At 72.0% G+C, this 14,072-nt stretch carries 18 protein-coding genes and 1 pseudogene; 8 read left to right on the forward strand and 11 right to left on the reverse strand.

Features of this window, described 5'->3' with window-relative positions; all coding sequences use genetic code 11:
- Window positions 1-2: 2 nt before the first annotated feature.
- Window positions 3-461 carry a nuclear transport factor 2 family protein gene (locus ICC28_RS13215; RefSeq protein WP_188288690.1) on the reverse strand — a complete coding sequence of 153 codons (459 nt, stop codon included), beginning with the start codon at window positions 459-461 and terminating at the stop codon, window positions 3-5.
- Between the two features lie 111 nt (window positions 462-572).
- Here ICC28_RS13215 and ICC28_RS13220 point away from each other — a divergent pair, with 111 nt between their 5' ends.
- The gene (locus ICC28_RS13220; RefSeq protein WP_188288691.1) at window positions 573-1,130 is read left to right on the forward strand and encodes a TetR/AcrR family transcriptional regulator; all 558 of its coding nucleotides are present in this window, start codon (window positions 573-575) and stop codon (window positions 1,128-1,130) included.
- A gap of 9 nt (window positions 1,131-1,139) precedes the next feature.
- Here ICC28_RS13220 and ICC28_RS40495 read toward each other — a convergent pair.
- Window positions 1,140-1,259: pseudogene (locus ICC28_RS40495) on the reverse strand (ferredoxin); the annotation flags it as partial.
- Window positions 1,260-1,593: 334 nt separating this feature from the next.
- On the opposite strand from ICC28_RS40495, the gene ICC28_RS13225 reads away from it, so the two are divergent.
- The gene (locus ICC28_RS13225) at window positions 1,594-2,043 is read left to right on the forward strand and encodes a nitroreductase family deazaflavin-dependent oxidoreductase (RefSeq protein WP_188288692.1); all 450 of its coding nucleotides are present in this window, start codon (window positions 1,594-1,596) and stop codon (window positions 2,041-2,043) included.
- 61 nt (window positions 2,044-2,104) lie between these two features.
- On the opposite strand, the gene ICC28_RS13230 is transcribed toward ICC28_RS13225, so the two are convergent.
- Window positions 2,105-3,028 (reverse strand): cation diffusion facilitator family transporter, encoded by a 924-nt coding sequence (locus tag ICC28_RS13230; protein WP_188288693.1) that lies wholly within the window; start codon window positions 3,026-3,028, stop codon window positions 2,105-2,107.
- Between the two features lie 156 nt (window positions 3,029-3,184).
- Between ICC28_RS13230 and ICC28_RS13235 the strand changes: the two genes are divergently transcribed.
- Window positions 3,185-4,198, forward strand: coding sequence for a glutathione S-transferase family protein (locus ICC28_RS13235; RefSeq protein WP_188288694.1), 1,014 nt, complete (start codon window positions 3,185-3,187; stop codon window positions 4,196-4,198).
- Window positions 4,199-4,218: 20 nt separating this feature from the next.
- Window positions 4,219-4,512, forward strand: coding sequence for a DUF4235 domain-containing protein (locus ICC28_RS13240; RefSeq protein ID WP_188288695.1), 294 nt, complete (start codon window positions 4,219-4,221; stop codon window positions 4,510-4,512).
- Window positions 4,513-4,555: 43 nt separating this feature from the next.
- Here ICC28_RS13240 and ICC28_RS13245 read toward each other — a convergent pair whose 3' ends face one another.
- The 3 genes from ICC28_RS13245 to ICC28_RS13255 all read right to left on the reverse strand — a co-directional run bounded on the left by ICC28_RS13245 (window position 4,556) and on the right by ICC28_RS13255 (window position 5,931).
- Complete coding sequence (locus ICC28_RS13245; RefSeq protein WP_188288696.1) at window positions 4,556-4,951, reverse strand: VOC family protein; 396 nt, start codon at window positions 4,949-4,951, stop codon at window positions 4,556-4,558.
- Window positions 4,952-5,029: 78 nt separating this feature from the next.
- Complete coding sequence (locus tag ICC28_RS13250; RefSeq protein ID WP_188288697.1) at window positions 5,030-5,494, reverse strand: pyridoxamine 5'-phosphate oxidase family protein; 465 nt, start codon at window positions 5,492-5,494, stop codon at window positions 5,030-5,032.
- Entirely contained in the window at window positions 5,491-5,931 is a 441-nt protein-coding gene (locus ICC28_RS13255) for a hypothetical protein (RefSeq protein WP_188288698.1), read from the reverse strand. The genes ICC28_RS13250 and ICC28_RS13255 overlap by 4 nt, the downstream gene beginning before the upstream one ends.
- Window positions 5,932-6,057: 126 nt before the next feature.
- Here ICC28_RS13255 and ICC28_RS41485 point away from each other — a divergent pair, with 126 nt between their 5' ends.
- A complete protein-coding gene (locus ICC28_RS41485; RefSeq protein WP_411158590.1) occupies window positions 6,058-6,327 on the forward strand; it encodes a hypothetical protein in 270 nt (89 codons plus the stop codon).
- 201 nt (window positions 6,328-6,528) lie between these two features.
- On the forward strand, window positions 6,529-8,265 hold the full coding sequence (locus ICC28_RS13260) for a hypothetical protein (RefSeq protein WP_317454006.1): 1,737 nt from the start codon (window positions 6,529-6,531) through the stop codon (window positions 8,263-8,265).
- Window positions 8,266-8,327: 62 nt separating this feature from the next.
- Here ICC28_RS13260 and ICC28_RS13265 read toward each other — a convergent pair whose 3' ends face one another.
- The 5 genes from ICC28_RS13265 to ICC28_RS13285 are packed head-to-tail and all read right to left on the reverse strand — an operon-like array spanning window position 8,328 to window position 12,705.
- A complete protein-coding gene (locus ICC28_RS13265) occupies window positions 8,328-9,575 on the reverse strand; it encodes a cytochrome P450 (RefSeq protein ID WP_188288699.1) in 1,248 nt (415 codons plus the stop codon).
- The gene (locus ICC28_RS13270; protein WP_188288700.1) at window positions 9,572-10,177 is read right to left on the reverse strand and encodes a GTP-binding protein; all 606 of its coding nucleotides are present in this window, start codon (window positions 10,175-10,177) and stop codon (window positions 9,572-9,574) included. Before ICC28_RS13270 ends, ICC28_RS13265 begins: the two co-directional genes overlap by 4 nt.
- A complete protein-coding gene (locus ICC28_RS13275) occupies window positions 10,158-10,529 on the reverse strand; it encodes a DUF742 domain-containing protein (protein ID WP_188288701.1) in 372 nt (123 codons plus the stop codon). The genes ICC28_RS13270 and ICC28_RS13275 overlap by 20 nt, the downstream gene beginning before the upstream one ends.
- Window positions 10,526-10,936 (reverse strand): roadblock/LC7 domain-containing protein, encoded by a 411-nt coding sequence (locus tag ICC28_RS13280; protein ID WP_015655861.1) that lies wholly within the window; start codon window positions 10,934-10,936, stop codon window positions 10,526-10,528. Before ICC28_RS13280 ends, ICC28_RS13275 begins: the two co-directional genes overlap by 4 nt.
- Window positions 10,933-12,705: a sensor histidine kinase gene (locus ICC28_RS13285; RefSeq protein WP_188288702.1), complete on the reverse strand. Its 1,773-nt coding sequence runs from the start codon at window positions 12,703-12,705 to the stop codon at window positions 10,933-10,935. The genes ICC28_RS13280 and ICC28_RS13285 overlap by 4 nt, the downstream gene beginning before the upstream one ends.
- Window positions 12,706-13,046: 341 nt before the next feature.
- Between ICC28_RS13285 and ICC28_RS13290 the strand changes: the two genes are divergently transcribed.
- Both ICC28_RS13290 and ICC28_RS13295 read left to right on the forward strand, forming a co-directional pair.
- A complete protein-coding gene (locus ICC28_RS13290) occupies window positions 13,047-13,409 on the forward strand; it encodes a DUF1304 domain-containing protein (RefSeq protein ID WP_188288703.1) in 363 nt (120 codons plus the stop codon).
- Between the two features lie 4 nt (window positions 13,410-13,413).
- Window positions 13,414-13,989 (forward strand): TetR/AcrR family transcriptional regulator, encoded by a 576-nt coding sequence (locus tag ICC28_RS13295; protein ID WP_188288704.1) that lies wholly within the window; start codon window positions 13,414-13,416, stop codon window positions 13,987-13,989.
- Window positions 13,990-14,072: the final 83 nt, after the last annotated feature.

The following is a 14,072-nucleotide window of genomic DNA, read 5'->3' on the forward strand; positions in this document are numbered from 1 at the left end:
CCCTACTGGAGGGGGAACGGAACTCCCCGCTCGGCCTCGGGCCGCGGGCCGTGGATGCGGCGCTCGCTCTCCTCGATGCGCACGTCGTCGATGCTGGCCTCGCGCCGGGTCATCAGGCCGCGCTCGTCGAACTCCCACAGCTCGTTGCCGTAGGACCGCCACCAGCGGCCGTCGCTGTCGCGGCTCTCGTACTGGAAGCGGACGGCGATGCGGTTGCCGTCGAAGGCCCACAGGTCCTTGCGCAGGGCGTACTCCGTCTCACGGGCCCACTTCGCGGTGAGGAACTCGACGATCTCCGGGCGCCCGGTGACGAAGGTGTCCCGGTTGCGCCAGACCGAGTCCTCGGAGTAGGCGAGGGCCACCCGGTGCGGGTCGCGGGTGTTCCAGGCGTCCTCGGCGGCCTGCACCTTGCGGGCGGCGGTCTCGCGGGTGAACGGGGGCAGCGGCGGGCGGGTGGTCATGTGGTCCTCCGTGACGAATACGGGAGAACGAGCGTTCTCCGCTACGATCGACACCGTAGGAGAACGTTGGTTCTCCAGTCAAGCGACCGTCGCACGAGAGAGTGGCCGGACATGGACAGCGCAACCGCCCGGGAACGGGCCCTGGACGCCGCCGAGGAGCTGTTCTACGGGCGGGGCGTGCAGTCGGTGGGCATGGACGACGTCCGCGGCACCTCCGGCGTCTCGCTCAAGCGGCTCTACCAGCTCTTCCCCGCGAAGGAACTGCTGGTGGAGGCCTATCTGGAGCGCCGTGACGAGCGCTGGCGCGGACGCCTCGCCGCCCATGTGGAGCAGCACGCGGACCCCCAGGAGCGGCTCCTCGCGGTCTTCGACTGGCTGGAGCGGTGGTTCGGCGAGGACGGCTTCCGCGGCTGCGCCTGGATCAACTCCTACGGCGAGCTGGGCGCGACCTCGACGCGGGTGGCGGCCCAGGTCCGGGCGCACAAGGAGGCGTTCCGGCAGTACCTGACCGGTCTCGTGACCGACGCGGGGCTGCCCGGCGCGGTGGCCGGGCAGCTGTTCCTGCTGGCCGAGGGCGCGATGGTCACCGCGGGCATCGTCAAGAGCACGGAGCCCGCCCGGGAGGCACGCGAGGCGGCGCGGCTCCTGCTGAGCGCCGCGACACGGTGATCGCGGCCACGACACGGTGCTCGCCCCGACCGGGCAGGCCCGGGCCGCCTCACGGACCGTCGGGCCACCGGAGCCCCCCTCGCGGCCGGGCCGCAGGGTGCGGCAGCCGTCGTCGTCCTGGGTGAAGACGCGGAGGAGCCGGGCCGGGCGGCCGTCGTAGAGGGGGCGCCGGGCCGGCGGGCGGGCGGCGCGCAGCGGGTCGTAGGCGGTGTTCGGGTGGTAGGGGCGGGTGCGGTTCCGGGGGAAGGCGACCGTGTCCGGTTCCGTCGTGGGAGACCTCGCAGACGAAGGGCGCGGCGTGCCGGTCAGCCTGAGATGCCCGCGCCGGATCGACGGACGCCGGATTCCGGCCGGGACCGCTCCCGTGCGGGCGCCCTCGGCCCCAGTGCGGATGAAACGTGGCGGCACGGGTGTTGAGGGAGGGTGTCAGCCAGTCGCGCTCTACGACGATGGGACCGATGCCATGCCTCTTGAGGGCGAGTACGAACCGAGCCCCACCCGCTGGGTCCGCGAGCAGGTGGAGCTGTACGAGAGCTCCGGCGGCAAGGAGGGGACGACGCTGCAGAACACGGGCAGGCCCGTGATCCTGCTGACGACCAGGGGCAACCGGAGCGGAAAGATCCGCAAGACCCCGCTGATGCGGGTCGAGCACGAGGGGCGCTACGCCGCCGTCGCCTCGCTGGGCGGGGCGCCGAAGCACCCGGTCTGGTACTTCAACGTCAAGGCCGATCCCCATGTGGAGCTCCAGGACGGCCCCCACAAGCAGGACATGAAGGCCCGCGAGGTCACCGGCGCGGAGAAGGCCGAGTGGTGGGAGCGTGCCGTGGCCGCCTACCCTCCGTACGCCGACTACCAGAAGAAGACGGACCGCGAGATCCCGGTCTTCGTGCTGGAGCCCTTCGCCAGGGAATGAGGGCCGGGAAGGTTTTTCCGGCCGACGGCGCATGAACCGGCGTCCGCCGGGCACACGTGCGTCAGGCCCCGCCGCGCTCCCCCGTCGCGGCGGGGCTTTCTGCTGCCTCCTGCGCGACCCGGTCGGTCACGTCGAGGAAGATCTGGTCCGCCTCGGGGATCGTGTCGCCGATGCTCCGCTTGATGCGGTCGGCGACCTCCTCGACCTGTTCGCTGTCCAGGCCGGGCACCAGGTCGACGCGGGCCGCCACCAGGGCCGTGTCGAGCCCCGTCTTCATGGTGAACAGCGCCTCCACGCTGTCGATCTCCGGCTGCGCCCGCAGCAGCGACCGGATCCGGGCGGCCGCCTCGGGGTCGGCGGCCTCGCCGATCAGCTGGTCGCGGGCGTCGCGGCCGAGCCGGTAGGCGACGTAGACGAGCAGCGCGCCGATGGCGAGCGAGGCGACGGCCTCGTAGACGATGCGGCCGGTGGCCATGTGCAGGCTCATGCCCGCCAGGGCGAGGGTGACGCCGAGTACGGCGGTGCCGTCCTCGGCGACGACCGTGCGCAGCGCCGGGTCGCGCAGCCCGCCGTCGGCCCGGCCGCCCTGCCGGCGTACCTGGTGCACCGCCCGCAGCAGTGAGGCCCCCTCGGCGAGGAGGGCGAAGCCGAGCACGATCAGGCCGGCCACGTATCCCTCCCGGCTCTCCCCGGTGCCGTTGCGGAGGGCGCCGAAGCCCTGGAAGAAGGAGAAGCAGCCGCCCATGACGAAGATCCCGACGGCGGCGAGGAGCGACCAGAAGAAGCGTTCCTTGCCGTAGCCGAACGGATGCCTACGGTCGGCGGGGCGGCGGCTGCGGCGCAGCGCGGCCAGCAGGAAGACCTCGTTCAGGCTGTCCGCCACGGAGTGCGCGGCCTCCGACAGCAGCGCGGGTGACTGGGCGGCCACGCCGCCGACGGTCTTGGCCAGCGCGATGAGCAGATTGGCGGCGAGCGCCACCAGCACGGTGACACGCGTCCTGCGGTCCGCCTTCCGGTCCGTTTCCCTGGTCCTCCCGCTCACCCACGCCGACTGCCCCGGTCGGTGCCGATCACACCGTGCGGACGGCGGAAATCGGGGGACCCGGTGGGGGCGGGGGCTCACCGTACGAAGGAGAGGGGCATGCGCACCGACGGGAACGACGCGTACGGCCGTACGGCGTTCAAGCGGTCCAAGAGCCATTTCACGGACCGGATCACGGCCGACGGCCGGGACGGCTGGCCGGTGGAGGCGGGCCGCTACCGGCTGGTCGTCAGCCGTGCCTGTCCGTGGGCGAGCCGGGCGATCATCTCCCGGCGGCTGCTCGGGCTGGAGGACTCGCTGTCGCTGGCGGTCGCCGACCCCGTCCAGGACGACCGCAGCTGGCGGTTCACCCTGGACGAGGGCGGCCGCGACCCCGTGCTCGGCATCCGCTACCTGGCCGAGGCCTACGAACGGCGGGAGCCGGACGCGCCCGGCGGGGTGAGCGTGCCCGCGGTCGTGGACGTGCCCAGCGGCAGGCTGGTCACCAACGACTACCAGCAGCTCACCCTCGACTTCGCCACCGAGTGGACCTCCCTGCACCGCGCGGAGGCGCCCGACCTGTACCCGCGGGCGCTGCGCGACCGCATCGACGAGGTGATGGCGGACGTCTACGAGGACGTCAACAACGGTGTGTACCGGGCCGGCTTCGCCACCGGACAGCGGGAGTACGAGGAGGCGTGCGCGGGGGTCTTCCGGCGGCTGGAGCTGCTGGCCGGGGTCCTGGAGCGGCAGCGCTACCTGGTCGGCGACACCCTCACCGAAGCGGACATCCGGCTGTTCACCACGCTGGTCCGCTTCGACGCCGTCTACCACGGCCACTTCAAGTGCAACCGCTGGAAGCTGACGGAGAACCGGGTGCTGTGGGCCTACGCCCGGGACCTCTACCAGACGCCCGGGTTCGGTGACACCGTCGACTTCGACCACATCAAGCGGCACTACTACCAGGTGCACACCGGCATCAACCCGACCGGCATCGTGCCGGTCGGCCCGGACCTGTCCGGCTGGCTGACCCCGCACCACCGCGAGCAGTTGGGCGGCCGGCCGTTCGGGGACGGCACCCCGCCGGGTCCGGTACCGGCGGCGGAACGGATCCCGCCCCGGGGCCGGCCCTGACGACGACGAAGGAGACCGACGTGGCCAAGAAGAAGAAACTCCCCCTCGCCTACAAGCCGTTGGGGTTCGCCCTGGGCTGGGTCAGCGGGGCGCTGGCAGGGCTCGCCTTCCGCCGTACGTGGATGGTGCTGCGCAACGAGGAGGACGCGCCCGACGCCCTGGACCGCGACCGCGGGTGGGGCGAGGTGCTGCTCGCCGCCGCGATCCAGGGCGCCATCTTCGCCGCGGTGCGCAGTGCGGTCGACCGGACCGGGGCGAAGGCGATCGAGCGCACCACCGGTGTCTGGCCCGCTTCCGAGGAGGGCCGGGACTGAGCCGTCGTGTCCGTCCGCGGGCGCGCTGTGGCGGGCTCCGCGCTCAGCCCCGTTTCGGGGCCGTCAACTGCTGCTCCCGGCGCAGGGTGAACGAATGGCCGGCGGGGTCGGCGTAGCTCCGTTCCTCGAACGGGCCCGTGGAGCCCTTCGTCTCCGTCGGGCGGCCGCCCAGGCCGACCACCTTGCGCTCGGCCTCGTCCAGGTCCTCCACCACGAGGTCCAGGTGCGCCTGGAGGGAGTTCTCCGGGCGGGGCCAGCTCGGCGGGGTGGCGTTCACGTCGCGGCGGAAGGCCAGCCGGGTGCCCTCGGCGCCCTTGATCTCCACGCGGTTGGCTGTGACGGCGGTCTGCTCGCCCTCCAGCAACTCCTTGTAGAACACGGCGAGTTTCTCGGGCTCGGCGCAGTCGAGCACCACGACGCCCGCTTTCACCAGTGCCATGTCTCCTCCGTACGGTCCGCGGGCGCGGGGCGGTCTGCCCCGCCGCCCTCCCCTTGCGGATATCCCCGGACGGCGGGATCAGTCCGCGACCAGCCACGCTCCGTCGCGCATCAGCGTGCGCCCGGCGAGCTCGTTCGCCTCGCGCCAGGCCTGGATGCGCCGGGGGCGCACCCGGAAGTACAGGTAGGGGGTGGCCAGTTCGCGCGGGTCGAAGCCCGTCTTGGCGGCGAACCGGTCGCCCTCCGCCTCGGTCAGCTCGGCCGGGGGGACGGTGTCGACGGTCCCCTCGATCATCGTCACGTCACGGGTCGGCCCGATGCCGAGGCGGACGAGGCCGGTCTCCTTGAGGTTGCGGCCGGTGGGACTGGTGGCCGGGGTGGCCAGCAGCAGGGTCTCACCGTCCCAGAGGAACGACAGCGGCACGAGGTAGGGAGCAGCGCCGTCGGCGACGGCCGTGGCGACCCACACGTCCTCGTCGTGCTCCAGTCGGTGCAGGGTGTCCAGCTTGCGCTGCTTGGCGGGGCGCGCGGGCTGAGGGGTCATCGTGGAGTGCCTCCTGACGGGACGTTGATCAACATGTCCAGTGTGACCGCGGCCGGTCGGGCCTGTCCTGCGATTTCCGCCGACCGCGCGCCGACCGCTTCACGCAGCGGGTCCGGCGCCACCGGGCAGGCGCCGTGCCGCATGCCGGCGACGAGTGGCGGGCCGTCGCCGCGATGCGCGGGCGGTGGGTGCCGGCGGGCGGGCGTAGGCGGGCGGCCGTAGGCGGGCGGCCGTACGGATGCCTCCTCGGCGTGGGCGGCCCGGGGCGGGGCGGTGCTCGCGGAGTCAACGGGCCGGCCCTCTTCGGTGACCGGCTCGCCGCGCGGCCGCCGACCCGTACTGCCGTGGATGGCGCTGGTGTTCTCGGCGGTGGCCGTGGTGCAGACGGGGGTGACTCCGACCGCCCGCGCCAGGTGCGCGATGGGCCGGGACCGCACGCTCGGCCGGGACCGTACGCTCGGCCCGGCGCGGTCCAGGGTCGGCCCTGGCTACGGAACTCCGGCCGCCGCAACGCGGCCGCTCGGTGCCCGGGCCACGGCGGGGACGGTGCAGCGACTGGCCGCGTGCCCCTGCCCGGTGAACGGCTGGATCCGGCCCAGGCGTTGACCGCGTACGCGGCCGGATCGACCCGGCTGAACCACCTCGACGACACCGGCCGGGCGCGGCCCGGGGCGCCGACGGACCTCGTGGTGCTGGACCGCGATCCGTTCGGCGCGCCGCTCGAGTCGAGCGGCGACACGCCGAGTGGACCAGACCTTTATGGCGGGCGGGCGAGTATACGCAGCTCAAGGCACCTGAGCAGTAACGGAGATCACGGCAGGGTCACGGTGTAGATCATTTACGCTCTGGGAAGCCTCGTTCCGCTTGTCGGTTCAATTTTCGTATTGAGCAAGCAAGTTCGAGTGCACGGGCGGTCATCGACGACCGCCCGTTCGCAGGGCCGGAGGACTCTGCGCCGCGCCTCGTACGCGGCCGGCCGACCACCACTGCCGATCGATTCCGTCGCCAGGACCACAGCGTGAAGGGAAACCGGTGTGAACCATCGAGTCGTAGGCGGTGCCCGGAAGACGTCCACCGTCAGCTCGGTCCCGGCGCAGCCGAGCGCCCGGCTCCGGCCGGAGGAGGCGGGGAGCGCCCTGGCCCGCCTCTTCGCGGAACACGCCAAGGGGCGCACGGAGGAGTTCCGAGATTGCGAGAACGCCGCCCAACAGCGGCTGGACGCACTCGGACCGGTAGACCCCGGCACCACGCTGCAGGTGACGGGAGCTCTCCGTGCGGCGTCGCGCGCGTTCCTCCCGCCCGACGAGGAGGGCCACGCCAGGCTGAAGCGGCTCGACGACGGCCTGCGCGTGATCGAGGAGGCATTTCCCCAGGTCAGCACCGACATCGAGGTCTGTCGGCTGACCTGCATGATGCTCGAAGGGGCCTGGCGCAGCCGGGCCCTGACCCCGTCGCGCGAGCGCGAGGAGGAGCGGACCGCCGTCTGCGCCTGCCCTCTGTGCCGTCGGCTGCCCACGGCTCCCGCGCGTACGCTGGACGACTACCGCTGGCGGCAGAGCGCCGGTCTTCCCCTCGCCGTCAAGACCTGGCCCTACCGCCGGGAACTCGACAGCGTCCTGACCGGCGGCTGGTCCGTGGTCCGGCAGATGAACGACCTGGAACGGGACCTCGGTTACCGCCATCGCTTCGAGGACGACATCCTCCTCTTCCACGAGTACAAGCGCGTGGTCGACACCATAGACACCGAGCGCCTCACCCGGCTCGTCGAGGGCCGCCTGGCCGAGAACTTCAGCACCAACACCGCACGGGCGCTGGTCTGCGGGCTCTACGCGGCCCACAAGCGGTCCGTCGACGAGTACTGGCTCCAGCAGCACCACGCGGGCAACGTCGCACTCCCCCAGACCAACCCGCTCGACCAGGGCACGTACTCGGTGCTGCAGATGATGGACTGCCTGTTCTGGCACGTCTCCCCCGACACCGAACTCTGGCAGGAGGAACACCTCGCCTCCCTGCTGCTGTGCCGCGTCGTCGACGACATGACCGACGTCCGTGTCGACGCCCTCACCGGCGAGATCAGCAACTTCTGGCTCGCCGACATGCCGGCCCACACCAAGGCCCTCTACGCCGCCTGCGCCATCGCCCTCGTCAAGTACGGGTGCATGCCCGAGGCGCGTCGCCCGATGTGGAACACCTGGTTGATGACCAACACCGTGGTCTGGATGGGTCTCACGGGCCGCCACGCCCTGTGGTTCGACGGCATCACCCAGGGCCTGCCCCCGGCCGAGGACTGCGTGTTGTGCGACCTTCAGCCCAACGCGTGCACGGGCCTGCTCACCGACGGCACCACGCTCACCGTCGCCGCGCGGGCCACCGTACCGGCGCTGAGCGCCCGGGCCGCGGAGCTTTCCGCACGCTGCCGGGACCAGTACCCCGGGGCATGGGCCCTGTTCGACACCGAGTTGCATGCCTTCGAGGCGCTGCACGGTCCCTGGCACGGCAACACCGACAGCACGTGGGAGATCCTGCGCCGTACGTACATCGCCGCCGTGGAGGCCTCCGGGGCCGCACCGTCCACGGACCGCGCCCGCGCGATACAGCAGGACTCCGGCGTGGTGGGAGCGGAGCTCTTCCACACCCTGCTCGACCCCGGGACCGGCCGGCAGGACACCGCACTGCTCGCCTACATGTTCGGCGGTGCCCACCCGCACTTCCTCTGGAACGCCACGGGCCACCGTCCCACGGACCTCGCGGGCGACTGGCTCGACGGCTGACGCCGCACTGCCCTTCGTGGGGATCGGCGCCGCCGCCCGGGCGGGCAGCGGCGCCGACGGCCCTACACCGTGAACTCGACCGGCAGGCTGTCCAGCGGGGACATCCAGGTGGACGCCGTCGAGGTGAGCTCCTCCGGCGGCACGGCCAGCCGCAGACCCGGCAGGCGGTGCAGCAGCACGTCCACCGCGATCTCGATGACGGACATCCCGATGTTCTGCCCGGGGCACTCGTGCGGGCCCGAGCCGAACGCCAGGTGCGCCTGGTTGCCGTGGACCGAGACACTCGGGTCGGGCCGGATCTCGGGGTCGAGGTTGCCCGGGGCGAGACCGAGGACGAGCAGGTCGCCCTCCTCGATGCGGTGCCCGCCCAGTTCGACGTCGCTGGCGGCGAAGCGTCCCGGCAGGACGGCCAGCGGCGGGGAGTTCCACATGGCCTCCTCCATCACCGCCGAGATGTTCAGCTGACCGCTGATCAGTCCGGAGAGCCGGGAGGTGTCGGTCAGCACCAGCTCCAGCACCCGGGCCAGCAGGCCGGTGGTCACGTGCGCGGCGATCAGCACCGTACGCAGATGGCTCACGACCTCGTCGTGGTCGAGCCCCGCGTGATGCTCCAGCAGGCCGGTGGCGAGGTCGGAGCCGGGTTCGGTGCGCCTGCGCTCGGCGAGTTCGCCGAAGATCTCCCTGATCACACCGTCGTGCATGACGGCGTCCTCGCCCCCCTTCATCACCTGGGCGCAGGACTCCACCAGGCGACGCCCCTCGGCCTCGGCCAGCCCCAGGATGCGGGCGATCACGAGCATGGGCAGTAAGTCGGCGTAGTCCGCCACCAGATCGGCGCGGCCCGCGTCCGCGAACGTGTCGATCTGCTTGTTGGCGAAGTGCGTGGCATGGCGCCGGACACCGCGGCCGGCCGCCGACTGCAGCCCGTCGCTGACGGCGCCGCGCAGCCGGCGGTGGGCCTCGCCGTCCTGGGAGACGCAGTCGGGACGCCAGCCGAGCATCGGCACCAGCGGAGAATCGTCCGCGACCCGCCCCTCCTGCCAGTCCCGCCAGATCCGCGCGTCCCGGGCGAACTGGCGAGGGTTGTCGAGCACGCGCCGGCTGTCCCGGTAGCCCAGGACCAGCCAGGCGGGGATGTCGCCCTCCAGCAGCACCGGCGCCACGGAGCCGTGCTCCTTGCGCAGCCGCTCGTAGATGCCGTGCGGGTCGGTCGCCGCCTCGGGCCCGTACAGGCGGACCGGTTCTGCCGAACCGTGCTCGACCGGGCAGCCGCGGGGAGCGGCGGGACGGTCGGGGTTCTCGTCGTTCATCGGGACTCCAGGGCGACAGCGGAGCGTTCCTTCAAGTGACGCATGAGGGCGATCAGGACGTCACGGCTGGAGGACCGGTCGCGGGCGTCGAAGACCACGATCGGGGTGTGGGGGGAGATGTCCAGGGCGTCCCGGACCTCTTCGACGGGGTGCTCCTTGGAGTCGGGGAAGACGTTCAGGGCGATGACGAAGGGGACGTCCTGCCGTTCCATCTCCTCGATCGCGCGGAAGCTGGAGTCGAGCCGGCGGGTGTCCACCAGCACGACCGCGCCGAGCGCGCCCTTGAACAGGCCGTTCCACAGGAACCAGAACCGCTCCTGGCCCGGGGTGCCGAACAGGTACAGCATCAGGCTGTCGTTGATGCTGATCTTGCCGAAGTCCAGACTGACGGTGGTCTCCGTCTTGTCGGCGACGCCGATGAGGTGGTCGACGTCGGCGCTGGCCTGGGTGAGGGTCTCCTCGGTGGTCAGCGGCTTGATGTCGCTCACCGAGCGGACCATGGTGGTCTTGCCGGTGCCGAAGCCGCCCGCGATCATCACCTTCACCGAGCGGGTGCCCGCCGAGTCCGGCCCGCCGGGGTGGTCAAAGCCTTTGAAGTCCACTGAGTACCTCCTCAAGGAGCGCGAGGTCGGGCCCGCGGCCGGCGTCGTGTGCCGGGATGGGGTCACGGGCTTCGACACGGCCTGCGTCCAGCAGATCCGTCAGCAGCACCGCGAGAATGTTGAAGGGCAGTCCGAGGTGGGCGCCCAGTTCGGCGACCGACAGCGGATCGCGGCAGCGCCGGAGGATTTCCTCGTGCTCGTGCTGCATGCCCGGTACGGGGGCCGCGCGGGAGACGACGAGGGTCGCCACGTCGAGGCTCGACGCCGAACCGCCCGGTCCGCTGCGCCCCTTGGTCAGGACGTAGTAGCGCTCAAGACCGGACGGGTCCTTGGGCCGGCGGGGGGCACTCATCCAGAGTGCTCCTCCAGGCGCGGCGTGGTGCCGAGGAGCTCCCCCATTCTGCGTGCCAGGTCCCTCATCTGGTGTCCGAGCAGGCCCTGGTCGAGGCCTTCCCGGGCGAGGACGCCGAGATACGTCTCCACCCCGGCGCGTACGACGAACAGATGGCCGCCGTCGACCTCGATCATCGCCAGGCGGAGTTGTCCCGCGTACTTGGGGAACTGCTCGGCCACCGGCTGGGCCAGTGCCTGCAGTCCGGCCACCACCGCCGCGAAGCGGTCGACGTCGTCGGGGTCTTCGGCGCCGTAGGAGGTGATGGCCTTGCCGTCGCTGGAGGCCACGAGGGCGAAGCGGATCTCCGGGATGGACTCCACCAGATCGCGGAGCGCCCAGCTCACGTCGGTTCCCTGCTGCGTCATGCGGACTTGTCGCTCTCTTCGGTGCGGTGATCGGTGGCCTCACGTCCGGCGGGGACGTCGGCGGCGGGGGCGTCGTCGGCCCCGCCCTCCTCACCGGGATCGCGGCCTGCGGTGGCGAAGGCGGCCAGGCCGGCGAAGGAGGCGTCCGGTGGGACGGCGGCGACCGCCGTCCCCTCGGTCCGCTCGCTGCGCGCGACCGATTCGTGCCGGGCCGGCTCGTTCCGCCTGCTGCGGCGCCGGGGCAGACCGCCGGGCGTGGTCTCCACTGCCGGGCCCGTCTCGGCCACGGCCTCGGCGGGCGCCGTCGCGACGGCCGGGGTGCGGGCCGGTGCGGCCGTCGCGGGTGCGGCGGCCGGTGCGGCGGACGCGGTGACGGCGGGCAGCGGGCTGAAGTACTTGTGCGGGACCACGACGACCACCGAGGTGCCGAGCCAGGGCGAGTCCGCGAAGGTGACGCGGATGCCGTAGCGGCGGGCCAGGCTGCCGACGACCCGGAGGCCGATGTTGGCGTCCTCCGAGATGCCGCCCAGGCCCGCGCCGGGCGCGGTGCCGGCCAGCGCGTGCTCGGCCTCTCGCTTCTTCTCCTCGCTCAGGCCCTTGCCCGAGTCCTGGATCTCGATGCCGACGCCGTTGGGCACCTCCTTGCCGGAGACGACCACCGGCTCGGTGGGCGGCGAGTAGCGGGCGGCGTTGTCCAGGAGGTGGGCGAAGATCAGCGTCAGGTGGTCCACCAGCCCGCCGTCGACGCCGAGTTCGGGCAGATGGTGTACGTCGACCCGGTGGAAGTCCTTGATCCGGCCGATGCCGCCGCGGACCACACTGAGCAGCCGCTGCGGTTCCTGCCACTGCCGGCCGGGCCGGTCGGAGCCGCCGAGCACGCCGATGCTGGCGGCCAGGCAGTCGGCGGGGCCGATCGCCTGGTCGAGCTCCATCAGACCGCCGGCGACGGACGGCAGGCGCCCGTGCTCGCCCTGCATCTCGTGCAGCCGGCCACGGAGCTTGCTGGTCAGCACGTGGATGCGGTTGCCGATGCTGATCACGGCCTGCTCGGCGGAGGTCGAGCGGTTGAACTCCTCCTCGACACCGATCAGGGCGGTGCGCATGATCTTGCGCAGTTCGGCCTGGAGTTCGGCGCTGACCTTGGCGCACTGGTTCGCCGTGGGCAGCACGTCGTCCACGGCGTCACCGGCGCGCAGCCGGGCCAGCGCGTCGGGCAGATGCTCGTCGGCGAGCCGCGCGACGGCGGCCTGCTGGTGCGTCAGCCGCTCCTTCCAGGCCGCTTCCTGCTCGGCGAGCCGTGCCTCGTAGGACTCGGTCTGGCCGGTCAGCCGCTCCTCGAACGCCCGGGTCCGTTCGGCGAGTTGCGCTTCGAAGGAGCCGGCCTGTTCGGCGAGCCGGTCCTCGAAGACGCCGGTCTGCTCGGCGAGCCGGTCCTCCAGGGCGGCACGTTCGCCCTCCAGGGCGACGCGCTCGGCCGCGAACTTCCGCTCCAGACCGGCCACGTGCTGCTGCCACTGCTGCGAGTACTGGGCCTGCGAGGTGCGGAACTCGCTCTCGGCGCGGCTCAGTTGGGCCCGGGTGCGGATCAGGAGCCGTACGCAGACGGTGCCGGCGGCCGTCGCCGCCGCGCCCGCGACCGCGGCGGTGATCCGCTCGGAACTCATGAACGTGGCGGCGACCGTTCCGCCTCCCAAGGCCAGCGGCATCAGCCACCAGCTGTACCAGGCGACAGGGGCCCGCGCCGCCGGCGGCGGAGTGGCGAGTTCCATCTGCATCCTTCGAACCAACGAACAAGGGGGGTGTGCAAGGGGACCGCACTCATGAGTACGCACCGCGAACGACCGATTACGACCGATTCAACTCGCAGCGCCGCACAGGAGCTTATCGGGTTTGAAGGCAAAAGGATCAACCTTGATCACTCGGCGGAGCTGAGGGTTCCGTCACGCTCCGCCACATTTCGGGCGCGACTTCGGGCGACTTCGGGTGCGACTTTGCGCCGAATCTCCTCATGGACAGTTGTCCAGGTATAGTGGACACCTGTCCATGAAGTGCGGATGCCCGTCCGGCATCCCTCCCACCGGTCCGTCCCGTCACGAAGGAGCTCTCCCGCATGGAAACGGTCGCGAACGTCCTGGTCGGCCTCGTGGCCGCGCTGCACGTCTACATCCTGGTGATGGAGGTGTTCCTGTGGCAGAAGAAGCCCGGCCTGGGGTTCCACGGCTTCGATCCGGCCATGGCCCGGGCGACCGCGCCGATGGCCGCAAACCAGGGCCTGTACAACGGGTTCCTCGCGGCCGGTCTGGTCTGGGGCCTGATCGCGGCCGACCCCACCGGGTACCGGGTGCAGGTCTTCTTCCTGTCCTGCGTCGTCGTCGCGGGCGTCTTCGGCGCGGTGACGGCGAACCCGCGCATCCTGCTCGCCCAGGCGCTGCCCGGCGCACTCGCCCTGACGGCGGTCCTCGTAGCAGGATGATCGGATGAGCGGAACGGCCGGGCAGGCACCACCCAAGGACCCGCGGTCCGCGCGCACCCGGGCGCGGCTGCGGCAGGCCCTCCTCGACGAGTGCTCCGAGCGCTCCCTCGCGGAGGTGGCGGTGGCCGCCCTGGTCCGCAGGGCGGGGATCGGCCGGGCCACCTTCTACGTGCACTACGACAGCCTGGAGGACCTGGCCGTCGACGCGTGCGCGGACGTCGTGCGCGAGGCGGTGGAGGCGCTGCACGCCTGGCGCGGGCGGCCCGACCCGGTGCACGCCCCGCCCGCGCTGGTGGAGTTCTTCGCCTCGCTCACCCCGCACTCCGCGCTGTACCGCGCGCTGCTCGCCCCGGGCGGCGGCGGTCCGCTCGGCCGGGTGCTCCACCGCGACCTGCGCGCGTACAGCCTGCGCGAGCGGGAACTGGCGGGCGCGGCGGACGCTCCCCTGGTCGCCTCCGCCGTCGCCGCCACCTTCGCCGGAGTCCTGGCCGACTGGCTGCACGGCATGATCGAGGCCGACTCCGAGGAAGTGGCCCACCAGGTCTGGCAGTTGCTGGTCGCCCTGCACGCCAGCCGCTGACGGCCAGGGCCTGTCCGGCGGATCAGGTCGCAGGAAAGCGGCGGTGACTCATCGCTCACCGGCATGATCCGCCGGACAGGCCC

Source organism: Streptomyces sp. TRM68416 (assembly GCF_014596915.1).
In the GTDB taxonomy this organism is placed as follows: Bacteria; Actinomycetota; Actinomycetes; order Streptomycetales; family Streptomycetaceae; genus Streptomyces.

Excerpts from the sequence above, each read along its gene's own strand:
- ICC28_RS13250 (WP_188288697.1), bottom strand. The coding sequence starts at position 5,494 with ATGACCCCTCAGCCCGCGCGCCCCGCCAAGCAGCGCAAGCTGGACACC.
- ICC28_RS13215 (WP_188288690.1), bottom strand. The coding sequence starts at position 461 with ATGACCACCCGCCCGCCGCTGCCCCCGTTCACCCGCGAGACCGCCGCC.
- ICC28_RS13285 (WP_188288702.1), bottom strand. The coding sequence starts at position 12,705 with ATGGAACTCGCCACTCCGCCGCCGGCGGCGCGGGCCCCTGTCGCCTGG.
- ICC28_RS13235 (WP_188288694.1), top strand. The coding sequence starts at position 3,185 with ATGCGCACCGACGGGAACGACGCGTACGGCCGTACGGCGTTCAAGCGG.
- ICC28_RS13220 (WP_188288691.1), top strand. The coding sequence starts at position 573 with ATGGACAGCGCAACCGCCCGGGAACGGGCCCTGGACGCCGCCGAGGAG.
- ICC28_RS13295 (WP_188288704.1), top strand. The coding sequence starts at position 13,414 with ATGAGCGGAACGGCCGGGCAGGCACCACCCAAGGACCCGCGGTCCGCG.
- ICC28_RS13290 (WP_188288703.1), top strand. The coding sequence starts at position 13,047 with ATGGAAACGGTCGCGAACGTCCTGGTCGGCCTCGTGGCCGCGCTGCAC.
- ICC28_RS13280 (WP_015655861.1), bottom strand. The coding sequence starts at position 10,936 with ATGACGCAGCAGGGAACCGACGTGAGCTGGGCGCTCCGCGATCTGGTG.
- ICC28_RS13225 (WP_188288692.1), top strand. The coding sequence starts at position 1,594 with ATGCCTCTTGAGGGCGAGTACGAACCGAGCCCCACCCGCTGGGTCCGC.
- ICC28_RS13245 (WP_188288696.1), bottom strand. The coding sequence starts at position 4,951 with ATGGCACTGGTGAAAGCGGGCGTCGTGGTGCTCGACTGCGCCGAGCCC.
- ICC28_RS13275 (WP_188288701.1), bottom strand. The coding sequence starts at position 10,529 with ATGAGTGCCCCCCGCCGGCCCAAGGACCCGTCCGGTCTTGAGCGCTAC.
- ICC28_RS13265 (WP_188288699.1), bottom strand. The coding sequence starts at position 9,575 with ATGAACGACGAGAACCCCGACCGTCCCGCCGCTCCCCGCGGCTGCCCG.